This window comes from Streptomyces sp. NPDC088387 (genome assembly GCF_044753385.1).
Taxonomy (GTDB): Bacteria; Actinomycetota; Actinomycetes; order Streptomycetales; family Streptomycetaceae; genus Streptomyces.
In genome coordinates this window covers 495,328-507,540 of sequence record NZ_JBIVNC010000006.1, presented here as the reverse complement: position 1 = coordinate 507,540, position 12,213 = coordinate 495,328, and the positions used below count along the sequence as shown (strand labels likewise).

Annotated in this window: 11 protein-coding genes; 1 reads left to right on the top strand and 10 read right to left on the bottom strand. The window is 72.0% G+C overall.

Annotated elements, in window-relative coordinates; translation table 11 throughout:
• Positions 1-11: 11 nt before the first annotated feature.
• Positions 12-1,979: a hypothetical protein gene (locus ACIQAC_RS19165; protein WP_402192541.1), complete on the top strand. Its 1,968-nt coding sequence runs from the start codon at positions 12-14 to the stop codon at positions 1,977-1,979.
• Positions 1,980-1,986: 7 nt separating this feature from the next.
• On the opposite strand, the gene ACIQAC_RS19160 is transcribed toward ACIQAC_RS19165, so the two are convergent.
• From ACIQAC_RS19160 to ACIQAC_RS19115, 10 genes are all read right to left on the bottom strand, one after another.
• A complete protein-coding gene (locus ACIQAC_RS19160) occupies positions 1,987-3,351 on the bottom strand; it encodes a cryptochrome/photolyase family protein (protein WP_402192539.1) in 1,365 nt (454 codons plus the stop codon).
• 194 nt (positions 3,352-3,545) lie between these two features.
• Positions 3,546-4,058, bottom strand: coding sequence for a carboxymuconolactone decarboxylase family protein (locus tag ACIQAC_RS19155; RefSeq protein WP_402192537.1), 513 nt, complete (start codon positions 4,056-4,058; stop codon positions 3,546-3,548).
• A gap of 86 nt (positions 4,059-4,144) precedes the next feature.
• Positions 4,145-4,939 carry an enoyl-CoA hydratase/isomerase family protein gene (locus ACIQAC_RS19150; protein WP_402192534.1) on the bottom strand — a complete coding sequence of 265 codons (795 nt, stop codon included), beginning with the start codon at positions 4,937-4,939 and terminating at the stop codon, positions 4,145-4,147.
• Entirely contained in the window at positions 4,936-6,186 is a 1,251-nt protein-coding gene (locus ACIQAC_RS19145) for a cytochrome P450 (RefSeq protein ID WP_402192531.1), read from the bottom strand. The genes ACIQAC_RS19150 and ACIQAC_RS19145 overlap by 4 nt, the downstream gene beginning before the upstream one ends.
• A gap of 92 nt (positions 6,187-6,278) precedes the next feature.
• Complete coding sequence (locus ACIQAC_RS19140) at positions 6,279-7,664, bottom strand: cytochrome P450 (RefSeq protein WP_402192529.1); 1,386 nt, start codon at positions 7,662-7,664, stop codon at positions 6,279-6,281.
• A gap of 10 nt (positions 7,665-7,674) precedes the next feature.
• A complete protein-coding gene (locus tag ACIQAC_RS19135) occupies positions 7,675-8,235 on the bottom strand; it encodes a GTP-binding protein (RefSeq protein ID WP_402192695.1) in 561 nt (186 codons plus the stop codon).
• Between the two features lie 2 nt (positions 8,236-8,237).
• Complete coding sequence (locus tag ACIQAC_RS19130) at positions 8,238-8,642, bottom strand: DUF742 domain-containing protein (RefSeq protein WP_402192693.1); 405 nt, start codon at positions 8,640-8,642, stop codon at positions 8,238-8,240.
• Between the two features lie 73 nt (positions 8,643-8,715).
• Entirely contained in the window at positions 8,716-9,534 is an 819-nt protein-coding gene (locus tag ACIQAC_RS19125) for a roadblock/LC7 domain-containing protein (protein WP_402192690.1), read from the bottom strand.
• 17 nt (positions 9,535-9,551) lie between these two features.
• The gene (locus tag ACIQAC_RS19120; RefSeq protein ID WP_402192526.1) at positions 9,552-10,760 is read right to left on the bottom strand and encodes an ATP-binding protein; all 1,209 of its coding nucleotides are present in this window, start codon (positions 10,758-10,760) and stop codon (positions 9,552-9,554) included.
• A gap of 344 nt (positions 10,761-11,104) precedes the next feature.
• Positions 11,105-11,596, bottom strand: coding sequence for a hypothetical protein (locus tag ACIQAC_RS19115; protein WP_402192523.1), 492 nt, complete (start codon positions 11,594-11,596; stop codon positions 11,105-11,107).
• Positions 11,597-12,213: the final 617 nt, after the last annotated feature.

Genomic DNA, 12,213 nt, shown 5'->3' with positions numbered 1-12,213 from the left:
CGTCCCGCTTGATGTTCCCATCCCGTCCCCGTACCGAAGACCCCACCGCCGTGCCACCGCTCGACCAGGTCGAGGCCGCCCTGCTCGACCGGTACACACGGCTGGTCACCCTGGCGTATCTGACCCTGCCCGGCGATCTGACCAGGCATCACCGTGTCCTCGCGGCCCACGGCATCGTGCAGGGCGCGCTGCCGGGTGTCGCCCACAAACGCGCGGGCGAGGCACCTCCGGCCGTGCCGGCCCAGGGCGGTCCTGGTGCCCCGCCCGGTCTCACCTGGCTGCGGGTGCGGGTGCTGCGCGCGGCCCTCGCCTACGGACAGCGCCCCCGTGGCTGGCCCAGGCCCCTGCCACCGCCGCGGGCCCTGACCCGGTTACTGCCGGTGGTGTGGGGGCTGCGGATGTTCCCCCGGGCCGGCGGTGCCGAGGAGACCGCCCTCGCCGCCGCGCTGGCGCGGGTGCCCGCCCCGGTCAGGGCCGCGTTTGTACTCCGTCACCTGGACGGCCTTCCCGACGGCGAGGTCGCCCGTCTGCTCCGGGCCGCGGGGCACTCCGCGGCGGAGGACGCGCTGCGCGCCTCGCGTGCCCTGGACACCGCCGCGGCCGGGCCCGCCGAAGCCCTGCTGCGGTCGCGGGAGTTCGACGCGTGCTCGGTGCAGATGCGGCCCGGGGACCTGCTGCGCCGCCGGCGCAGGTTCCGGCTCGCCTGGATGGTCACGGCGGTCGCCGCGGCCGGCGCCGTACTGCTGACACTCACCCTGCACTCCGCGGAGAGCGAGCCGGTCGCGGCTCCGACGAGTACGGTCCTGGGCCCCGGCCCCGACGATCTCGTACGGGTGTCGCACGACGTGTGGGCCGACACCTCACGCGTCGACTTCACGGCCTGGCCCGTCCGGGGCGCACGCGCCGACGACCGTTCCCTGCTCGCGCGGGCCCTGTCCGTCTGGGCCGAGCCGCCCGCCGGCACCCGGGTCACCAAGGCGTACGCCACGACGGCCGAACCACCCGGCAGCACACCGCAGTTGCTGTACGCGGGAGATGTGGACGGACACACGGTCGTCGTCCTCCACCAGGCGCAGCTTCTCGTCCACTACAGCGAAACGGCCGGGCGTCCGGCGGCACTGCATTTCGCGCGGGCCGACGACGCCGACGTCACGACGGCCGCGGCCATCACGGTGAGCCGTGACGAGGGCCGCAACCGCTATCTGCTGGCGCCGTGGATCGTCGCCTCGCAGAGCCGTGACCTGCTGCGCCCCGATGATCCGGGCGACCCGCTGGCCGTGGGCGAGGACGGTGTGACCGCGCCGGTGTCCGGTCCGGCGGCGGACGGCGGGTGCGACCGTCTGCCGGTGCTCGAACTGCGTTCCTCCAGCCGCATCGTGGAGAAGCACGCCTTCCTGGTCACGGACCTCGGCGGGCTCACCCCGGCCCATCTCAGCTACACCCCGCTGCCCGGCGACGGTGTCCCGGCCCGTCAGCCGCGCGAGGCCACCGGGCCTGCCGCGCGGGCGAGTTGGCAGCGGTCCGGCTGCCGTCTCGCCGAGTTCGGCGACCACGGGGTACGTGCGGTGAACCTGTGGGACTTCGCCACCCAGGACCTTCCGCAGAACGCCGGCCAGGCGGTGTGGTCCTGCGCCAGGGCCACGACCTGGCAGGGGCCGGGCGAGGTACTCGTGCAGTTCCGGCCGCCCGGGGCACGTACTCCCGACATCGTGGTGGACCGGGCCCGGCCCACCGCCGCGTGCAGCCGCTTCGGACAGCACGTGGTCGCCTCCACGCACTGGAAGGCGCCCTCCGGCGCGACCTATCTGCTCGCGGCGGGCAGCCGGGAAGTGACCGGCATCGAGATGTCCGGCGCGGTCGAGGGGTCGGCCGAGGGGCGGACCATGGCGAAGGAGGCTCCTCAGGAGGCGGAGCCGCGGGTGCGTGCCCGCCTCTCGGACGGGTCGGAGCTGGCGCCGGTGGGCGAGGGGAGTGACTGAGCGGCTCCTACGCGGCGCCTCGGCTCTCCAGGAAGCGTGCCCGGCCCTCGGCGAGGTCGACGATCGGGGCGGGGTAGTCGTAGCGGGCGCGCTCCGCTTCGTCGAGCTGCCACGGCCGGTGTACGGCGGCGCCCGCGAGTTCGGCCAACTCCGGTACCCAGCGCCGTACGTACTCCCCCGCCGGGTCGAAGCGCTTGGCCTGGGCGAGCGGGTTGAGGACCCGGTTGGGGCGGGTGTCGGTGCCGGTGCCGGCCACCCACTGCCAGTTCAGCTGGTTGTTGGCCACGTCCCCGTCGACCAGCAGGTCCAGGAAGTGGGCCGCTCCGACCCGCCAGTCCGCGTACAGCGTCTTGGTCAGGAAGCTCGCGGTAAGCAGACGGCCGCGGTTGTGCATCCAGCCCTCGTGGGCGAGCTGGCGCATGGCCGCGTCCACGATCGGATATCCGGTACGGCCCTCGCGCCACGCCCGTACCTCCTCGTCGGCCGCCCGCCAGGCGTCGCCGCGCGGCCGGTAGTCCGCGAACGCCGCCCGGGGGCGGGCGGCCAGCACCTGGTGGTGGAAGTCGCGCCACGCGAGCTGGCGGACGAAGGCCTGCGCGCCGTCCCCGCCGGCCCGCCGCGCCCGGTGCACCGCCTCGACGGGCGACAGCGCGCCGAAGTGCAGATACGGCGAGAGTCGCGAGGTGGCGTCGCCCGCCAGGTCGTCGTGCCGGTCCTCGTAGGCGTCGACGCCGTGCCGCAGCCACGCTGTCAGCCGCGCGCGGGCCCGGGTCTCGCCCCCGGCGGCGAGGCCCGGGGAGACGCCGGACACCTGGGCGCGGACCGGGAGTTTCGCCGACGACGGCGACGACGGCACACGTACCGTGCGCGGCGGGGCCACGACGTGCCGCAGGGTGGTGTCGCTCCAGCGGCGGAGGTAGGGCGTGAACACCGCGAAGTGATCGCTCCCCTGAGGTGTGACGGCACCCGGGGCCACCGCGGTGATCACCTCGTCGTGGACGACCAACTCGCGCCGCTGGGCGTCCAGTTCGCTGCGCAGCCGGTCCTCGCGGTGGCGTGCGTACCGGCTGACTCCCCCGGCCATGTGCACGGTCCGCGCGTCGGTCTCGGCGGCCACCCGCAGAACCTCCTCGACCACCTCACCGGTACGCAGGACCAGGTGTCCGCCGCGTTGGCGCAGAGCGTCGTCGAGGTCGGTGAGGCAGTCGGCGAGGAAGGCCAGGCGGTTGGGGGCGGCGAACCCGGCCGCGTCCACACCCCGGTCGCGGACGAACAGGGGCACGACCTCGTCGGCGCCCCGGACCGCCGCGTCCAGGACGGGATTGTCGTGGACGCGCAGATCCGCGGTGAACAAGGCGATGGCTACGGTCATCAGCGGCTTTCCCTCTGTCCGGCGTGCGGCCCACCCGGTCGGCGACCACGCCGGCCGGGCTGAGCACAGGGCAGATCAGCCTAGAACGCCCGCCGCCGTGTCCGCGGGACGGTGATCCGCGCGTCTTCGCGGGCCACCCGGTCGAGTCGCGTCCGGCCTGAGCGCCGCGCGGCCGTGGCACCCGGCCGCCGTCATCACTTCTTGTACGGCTCGGACTCGATCCGCAGGACGTTCGCGAACTGGCCGAACATCCAGTAGTAGCCGACGACCTGGATCAGTTCGACGATCTGCCGGTCGCTCAGCTCGGCGCGGACCGGTGCGAAGGTGTCGTCGTCCACCGGCAGTCCGCGCGCCACCGCCGTCGCGAAGGTGAGCACCGCCAGGTCGATGCCGTCGAACCCGGAGTGGTCGCCGCGGTGGATCGCGTCGCGCTCCTCCGGCGTCATCGGGACACCCGGCGGGTTGTGCCGGACACGGAGATAGTCGGCGCCGAGCACACATGCGGTCGCGTTCGCCGCGAGTTCACGCATACGCGCGGACAGTTCCAGCTCCCTGATCTGCTGGAGGCCGATCTGCATCAGCGTCGCCGCACTCGCCTCGGAGTGGGCGACCATCATGAACAGATGCGAGTCGGGCGGCAACCTGGCGTGCCACTCCTGGAGTTCGGCGGGTAAGGCGGACACGTCTGCGTACGGGATACGGGCCATGTGCCGAGCCTATGACAGGGTGAACGGCCGCCCGGGGGGTTCGTTCTCCGTAGGCCGCCGTTCACCTGCGCGTGTGTCCGGCGCGCCTATCGGGGTGCTGCCTCGCGCTGCTGGCCCAGGGCCAGGTGGGACGTGAGCAGGTGCGCGTCGAGCAGGGCCGCGTCGGTGGTGCGGTGGGCGCGGGTGAATCCGGTGAGCATCCGTTTGGTCAGGACGAGGGCCTCGGGCGAGCGGCGCAGCAGGGGCCTGGTCCAGGCGCCCACCACACGGTCCAGCTGCTCCTCCGGGGCGACTTCGTGGAGGAGGCCCAGCCGGTGGGCGGTGTGGGCGTCGAAGGGGTTGCAGGTGAGCATGAGTTCGCGGATGCGGGCCGCGCCGGCCTCGGAGATCAGCCGGCCCATGGCTCCGCCCCAGGCGGGCGGCAGGCCGACGCCTATCTCCGGCATCCGGAAGCGGCATGTGTCGGCACCCGCGCGCAGGTCGCAGTGGGCGGCGAGGGCGAGCCCGGCGCCGACGACGCCTCCGTGGAGGCGGCCGATGGTGATGGCGTGGGTGGTCTCCAGGGCCTGGCACAGGCGGTGTGCCTTGTCGGCGACTCGTCTGAGCGCCGCGCCGGTGGGGTCGGCGGCGAGGGTGCTCTGGTACTCGTGGCGGTCGGCGCCGAGACAGAAGTCCTCGCCGAGGGAGGACAGGACGAGCACCCGGACGTCGGGGCGGTCGTGGAGGCTGTCCAGCAGGGCGGTCAGGGCGTCGAGGGCGGCGATGCCGAGGGTGTCGTCGTCGCCGTGGGGGTTGAGGCGGACGTGCAGGACGGGGCCGTCCTGCTCGATGTCCACGGCCCGGCGGGTGGCCGCGGTGTGGGGAGCGGGGGTGTGGTTCATGCGAGGGCGACGTCCAGGTTCATCAGGCGCCGGAACGCCACCCGGGGTGCCATCACGGGACGGCGGACCAGGGTCAGGCGCGGGAGGCGGGTGAGGAGTTGGCGGAGCAGGGTGTGGGCCTCCAGCCGGGCCAGCGGGGCGCCGAGGCAGTAGTGGATGCCTCCACTGAAGGCGAGGTGGCCGGGCTTGCGGTGCGGGTCGAAGCGTTCGGGGTCGGGGTGCCGGGCCGGGTCTCGGTGGGCGGCCCCCACCATCAGGTGGACCATCTCGTCGGCGCGCACCTGCATGCCTTCGAGGGTGCAGTCGGCGGCGGCGACCCGGCTGATGACGTGGGTGGGTGGGTCGTAGCGCAGGGACTCCTCGACGAAGGCGGGGACGAGGTCGGGGCGGGCGGCGAGTGCGTCCCAGCGGTCGGGTTCCTCGACCAGGTGCAGGGTGGTGGTGGACAGCAGGGTCGAGGTGGTCTCCAGGGCCGCGAGGAGCATGAACAGGGCCAGGAAGTAGACGCCCTCGTCGGCCTTGTCCCGGTCCGGTTCGATGGCGTCCCACGAGGTGATCCACCCCGACACGGGGTCGTCGCCGGGGTGGGCTCTGCGGTCACGTACCAACTCCAGGAAGTAGGTGCGCAGTTCCGTCATCGCCACGTCGGACGCCAGGAGCTGGCTCGCGGAGGGCAGCAGCTCCTGGGTGAACACCTGGTCGTGGGTCAGCTCGCGCAGGCGTGGCCAGTCGGCCGCGGGCACACCGAGCCAGTTGCCGACCGCGGCGACCGGCAGTTGTTCACCGACCAGAGCGGCGAAGTCCGCCTCGCCGTCGTGCAGTTGCTCGGCGAGTGTGTCCAGGAGCCCGTCGGTGATCCCGGTGACGGTATGGCCCAGGCGCTGGATGGTGGTGCGGTCGAACGAACCGGCGGCCCGGCGCACCCGGGTGTGGTCGGGTGCGTTGAGGGCGGGCAGGGTGTTGCTGATCTCCCTCGCCGATGGCGCGTTCCACCTCGTCCGCGGACCCTGCCGTTCACGCCATGACCGGTCGGGTTCCAGCCAAGCGGCGCTGCTGCGCAGGATCCGGTCGCACTGCTCGAACCCCGTCACCACGAACCCGCCCCAAGGAGCGGGAACGACCGGGCCCTTGGAGCGTAGTTCGGCATAGAGGGGGAAAGGATTGTCCTGGCCCCTTGCGGTGCGGAGTCGGGAGAAGAGGGTGACGGTGGTTCGGCGGTCGAACGACGGCGTCGTGACGGTCCCCACGATGACGGCCCCTTTCTGAGCACAGCCGTCATACGTACCCGGGGGGAGTTTGAGACATCCAACTCCTCAGTAGGATTATCTGGTTACCTACGTCACTCTCCGCTGGCCCATGCCAGGAAGCGGCTGAAAAGACCCCTCTTGTGCTGTGGTGCCGCATGCCCGGCCGCCGGCCGCGACGTGGACGCGGCGGCAGTGGGCCGCTGGGCGGCGGAGGACGCCACCGGGGCCTCTCCGGAGCCGGTGCGGGACTGGGCGGAGGGCGCGGGCACGGAGCGGGGCGAGAACCGGATCGGGACGGTCACCAGCGAACGGCTCCAGGGCGCCGGCACCCAGGCGAGTTCCTTGAACGCCACCCGCATCTCGACGTCCGGCAGCCGGTTCAGGAGGGACTCCACCGCGGTGGAGGCGATCATGAACGCCGGGTCCTTGGCCGGGCAGGCGTGCGGCCCGGCACCGAAGGCCAGGTGTGCCTTGGCGCTGAGCTGCTCGCGGTGCTCGGTCAGCTTCGGGTCGTTGTTGGCGGCGGCGAAGCTGATCAGTACCGGGTCACCGGCCTGGAGCACCCGCTCGCCCAACTCGACGTCCTGGGTGGGGTAGTGGGCCGCGTAGTTGGCGATCGGCGCGTACTTCCACAGCGTCTGCACCACCGCGTCCTCGACCGGCAGACCCACCGGCCAGTCCTCGCCCAGGTACAGGGCGCTGCTGGTGCCGATGGCGGCGGCCAGGGGTGCGGTGCCGCCGGAGAGCAGGGTCACCAGCTGGTGCAGGACCTCCTCGTCCGACAGTCCGGCCGGGTGCTGCATCAGCCGGGTCGTCAGGTCCTGGCCGGGACGCCGGTGCTTCGACGCGATCAGCTCGGCGAGGGCCCCGCCCAGCACCTCGTCGGCGCCCGGGGTGCCCTCGAAGATGCCGCTGATGCCGACGATGACCCGGTCACCGATCTCGGGCGGGCAGCCGAACAGGTCGCTGAAGACGAGCAGCGGCAGCGGCTGGGCGTAGGCCGACATCAGCTCGGCCTGGCCCAGGGAGTCCGAACTGAACTGGCTGATCAGGTAGTCGGCGGACTGCTGCACCTGCCGGACCAGCTGGAGTTCGTTGACGGTGGCGAGCGCGTCGGTCACGGCCTGGCGCAGCCGGGCATGTGCCGCGCCGTCGGCGAACAGCGCGTTGGGACGGTGTCCCATCATCGGCAGCGCCGGGCTGTCGGCCGGCACCCGGCCCTGGTTGAGGGCGTTCCAGCGGCGCGAGTCACGGACGAACCAGGCCGGGTTCTGAAGGATGTACAGGGCCGCGTCGTAGCTGGTGACCAGCTCGACCTCGACGCCCGGGGCGATGTCCACGGGCGCGCTCGGGCCGAGTGAGCGCAGATGGGCGTAGGTGCGCTCGGGGTCGGAGCCGAACTCCGTCCCGAACAGCTCGACGTTGCCGTGCGCCGGGCAGCCGGCCGGTATGTGCTGTGCGTCGTGTGAGTGCTGCATGCCGGGGCTCCTAGGCGAGTATGGACATCAGATGCTGCACGAGGGTGATCAGTGCCCTCGCCGAGGACTGCCCGTCCCGCACGTCGCAGTGCACGACCGGTGTGTCCGGGGAGAGGTTCAGTGCCTCACGTACTTCGTCGAGGGGGTAGTCGGGGGTGTTGTCGAAACGGTTGACGCCGATGGCGTACGTCAGACCGAACTGCTCGACGAGGTCGAGCACGGGGAAGCTCTCGTGCAGCCGCTCCGGATCGACCAGTACGAGTGCGCCCAGGGCGCCCCGCGACAGGCCCTCCCACATCTCCTTGAAGCGCTCCTGTCCCGGCGTGCCGAACAGGTAGAGCACCAGCTGGTCGTTGAGGGTGCGGCGGCCGAAGTCCATGGCGACCGTGGTGGTCGTCTTGTCCGGCGTCCCGGTCAGATCGTCGAAGCCCTCACTGGCCTCGGTGATCTCCTCCTCGGTCTGCAACGGCTCGATCTCGGAGATGCTGCCGATACACGTGGTCTTGCCCACCCCGAAGTGCCCCACAATGAGGATCTTCACGGCCTGGGAGACCTCAGGCTCCAGATACACGCTCACGCTCCGAATCGGGTCCTCAGACCGTCGATGACGGCGGACAGCAGCTCACGGTCCGGCCTCTCGGCACGGGGTATCGGGGGCCTGACCAGCAGCAGGCCGCCCTCCTCCATCTGTGCCAGCAGGATCCGCACGATGCCCAGCGGCAGCCGGGTGTGGCCCGCGACCTCCGCCACCGACAGGAAGCCGTGTGCCACCAGGTCCATGACCTGCCGGGCCTCCGGTGACAGGGTGCGGGCCGCGGCCGCGGCGTCGTCCTTCGCGGTCACCAGGGTGGTGTGGGAGTACTCGTGCGCCGGCGGCAGCGCACGCCCCTGCGTGATCACGAACAGCGGCACCAAGTCCGACGTCAGCTCCAGCTCGGCGTCGGTGTCGTCGCGCTGCTGCTCCCCCGTCCGGCCCAGGCCGTCCAGGCCCCAGTCCCGAGCCGCGGCGTCCAGTCCTCGTTCCCGGCCGGGGCCGTTCAGTTCGGGGTCGTCATGCATCGCCCACCACCCCTTGCCCGGGTGTACCGACGAGTGCGGGGACCACATCCTGGAGACGGATCGTGAACTCCTCGATGTCGCAGTCGTGTTCGGCGGCGGCGGCCAGGTAAGCGCCCTCGCCCGCCGCGATCAGGAACACCCAGCCGTGGGAGAACTCAATGACCGTCTGCCGCCACTCGGCGCCCTCGACGGCCCCGGCGAACGACGAGGTCGCGCGGCTGTAGGCGTGCAGGCCCGTCATCGCCGCCGACATGGTGTCCGCGAGGTCCTTGCCGAGCCCCGACGTGACACCTCTCGGCAGACCGTCCGCACCGAGTAACACCGCGTGCCGGGCGCCCGGCACCTCGGCGACCGCCTTGTCCAGCTCGGGGACCACAAAGCCGGTGCCGCCCTGTCCGCCGGCGCCCGACGCGGCCGCCTCGGCGCGCGCGGCGTCCCCGGCGTTCACCCGCGGCGCGGAGCTGAGGTTGTCACCGAGCCGGGCGACCAGCCGGTGCATACGGAAGGAGATCTGCTGGAGATCGACGTCCGGCCCTGCGGCGGCCGCGAGGTAGGCGCCCTGGCCGGCGCCGATCAGGAAGATCCAGCCGTGCGAGAACTCGACCACGGTCTGGTTCCAGCGCCGGTCGCTCGCCGGACCCGCGAACAGCGCGGTCGCCCGGCTGAGCGACTGCATCCCCGCCATCGCGGCCGACAGGGTGCGCACGTCCTTCTCGCTCAGGCCGTCCGTCGCGCCGCGCGCGATGCCGTCGGCGGACAGCACCACCGCGTGCCGCGCCTCGGGGACGTTCTCGACGATGTCCCTGACCATCCATGACAGATCCGCGCTCACAGCTCTTCAGACCCTTCGGGCGACGGAGCGGCAAGGTCGCGGCCGGTCATCGTGCCGCGCTGGAACGCGCCGAGGCCACGGCCGACCCGGCGCCGGGCGGGTTCGGAGATACGTGCGTCCCCGCCCCCGACCTCGCCCTCACTGTCGGACGTGGGGCCCACGACGTCGTCGCTGAGGCCGACCACGGGGGTCTGGCGGGCGCCGCGCTTGGGCAGCCCGTGCGCCGTACGCCCCGTACTGCGCTGCCGGCCGCCCTCGGCCGCGCGCCGGATGTTCGCCACCGGAGCCTCACTGACCGGCGGGGGCGTCTCCTCCATGGTCCACAACTCCTCCGGCAGCAGGACGACGGCTCGAACACCGCCGTACCGGGACACCCCGGTCACATCCACCTTGAACCCGTACTGGCGGGCCAGCAGGCCCACCACCGGGAAACCGAACTTCGGCTGGTTGCCCAGCTGGGACAGGCGCGGCACCTCGTCGCCGGAGAGCAGCTCGGTCGCCGTCTGGCGGTCCTCGTCGCTCATACCGACGCCGGCGTCGTCGATGACGATGCACACGTTGTTCTGGATCCGCTGGAAGGTCACCTCGATCGGTGCGTCGTGCTGCGAGAAGCTCGCCGCGTTGTCGAGGAGTTCCGCGACCGTCAGCGCGACCGGCGCCACCGCGGACGCCTTCAGCGCGATGCCGCTGTGCTGCATGACCTCGACCCGCTGGAAGTTGCGGATCTGGCCCTGCGCGCTGCGGACCACGTCGTAGACGCTGGCGGCCCGGTTGCGCCGGCCCAGCGGCGCACCGCACATCACGGCGATGCCCTGCGCCTTGCGCACCATCTGGGCGTTGGCGTGCTGCACGTCGAGCAGCTCGCTGAGGACGGGGTGGCCACCGTAGGTGCGCTGGATGCCGTCGAGCAGTGTGGTCTGCTCGGCCGCCTGGCTCTGGAGGAAGCGGGCGGCGCCCTTGAGCACCGCCTTCGTCCGCTCCTCGGCGGCGCGTCCCGCCTCGCCGATGACGGCGTCCTGCTCCTGCCTCAGCCGGTGCACCTCGGCACGGGCCAGCCCCAGCTCCTGCTCCAGGCCGCTGCGCTGCCGGGCCAGTTCGCCCTCCAGCTGGCGTCTCCTGGCGCCCAGACCGCGGTTGCGTACGACCAGCACCACCACCGCGGCGACGGCCAGCACCGCCACCCCGACCAGGCACCAAACGAGCACGTCACCAAACACAGAAACCTTCCCCGGCACGCAGCAGCAGACAGCAACCGACCCGACCTCGGGCGGCCCGCGCGACACACCGCATGGCCACCCACCGCACGCCCCCGTCGCACGACCAGCCAACATCCGAGTCGGCCCCCACCGACATCCGAACGAAGACGATCAAGATCGCGAACGCCGGAATGCTACCACCGCACCCGTGTTCCCCTACCACCCCCCACAAGGCCCCAACACACCCGTCACACAACACAGTTCACCCGGTCGCCCGGGGTTCACCGGAAGGCACCCGTCACCGAACCCCGGGACACCGTCGCCGACCAGCGTGCGACCGACTCCGCAACAGCTCAGCGCTGCCGCGGACTTGATCGGCGACGCGTGCGTGACCAGTACGAGCAGGACGCCGCGGTCAGTGCGCAGCCGTATACGGCGAATGCCGTGATGCCGATCCAGGCGACCAGCAGCGCGTCACCGGACGTGGGGAAGTCGCCGCGGGGCATCGTCAGCACGTCCAGGGAGACCAGGATCAGGTAGCCGAGGCCGAGGACGCCGTACGGGGCGAGGGTGGCGGCGCCGACGAGGGCCGGGGTGAGCGGGAGCCGGCGGGGTACGCGGCGGCCTCGCAGGAACGGTGTCCAGCGGGGGAAGACCTGACCCCAGGGCCTGACGAGACCCCAGATCAGGAAGACGCCGAGCACGGCGAGCAGCATCGTGGCGTCCAGGCCCCACGACTCCAGCGCGAGCCACACCCCTGACGCACCGTTGCGCTCGGACACCGCTCGCATCTCCTCGCCGGACATGCCGGCGAACGTCCCGCCGAAGACCCAGATCTGTTTCATCACAACGTACGGGAGAAACGCCAAGGTGCCGATGGCTGCGGTGAGTTGAAGCCTTCGAGGTGCTGCGGCAGGTGGCGGAAGGTCTGGTCCCGAAGGATCCGGCGGTACGGCGTGGGACCTGTTCGAGCGGGCCGTGGCCGCCAGCAGAAGTGCTCCGGTCGCAGCCAGTGCGTGGTTTGTCGCGACCGGCCAACTCTCCACCCCCTGACCGAAGATCAGGGTGATCACGTCCATGAGGAGGCCGAACGCGGCGAGTGCGGCCAGAGTGCACGCCGTCCACAGGATCGTCCGCGGTCCAGGTCTCAAGCCGAGGCGCAGAACCCCGGCGCACCCCGTCGCCGCCAGCAACCCCAAGGCGACGACCGCCCAACCGGACGCCGAGGCCACGGCGCCCGTTCCGGGGAACACCGCTGCACCACTCAGCGCACACACCAGGCCGAACCCCGCGTACCCGGTCGCCCAGGCGAGCGCCGTCCAGGCCGCCCGGCGCGGTCCCCCACCGCTCCACAACACCTTCGTCCGCACCTTCGTCATCCGCAGATCAGCCGTCATGCACCGAACATCGCACCGAACCCGCCGGCCCGGCGTCGCCCACACGTACGGCACACCTCCCCCGG

Coding starts and splice junctions, on each gene's coding strand:
- ACIQAC_RS19150 (WP_402192534.1), bottom strand. CDS start 4,939: ATGAACCACACCCCCGCTCCCCACACCGCGGCCACCCGCCGGGCCGTG.
- ACIQAC_RS19115 (WP_402192523.1), bottom strand. CDS start 11,596: ATGAAACAGATCTGGGTCTTCGGCGGGACGTTCGCCGGCATGTCCGGC.
- ACIQAC_RS19155 (WP_402192537.1), bottom strand. CDS start 4,058: ATGGCCCGTATCCCGTACGCAGACGTGTCCGCCTTACCCGCCGAACTC.
- ACIQAC_RS19165 (WP_402192541.1), top strand. CDS start 12: ATGTTCCCATCCCGTCCCCGTACCGAAGACCCCACCGCCGTGCCACCG.
- ACIQAC_RS19160 (WP_402192539.1), bottom strand. CDS start 3,351: ATGACCGTAGCCATCGCCTTGTTCACCGCGGATCTGCGCGTCCACGAC.
- ACIQAC_RS19140 (WP_402192529.1), bottom strand. CDS start 7,664: ATGCAGCACTCACACGACGCACAGCACATACCGGCCGGCTGCCCGGCG.
- ACIQAC_RS19125 (WP_402192690.1), bottom strand. CDS start 9,534: ATGGTCAGGGACATCGTCGAGAACGTCCCCGAGGCGCGGCACGCGGTG.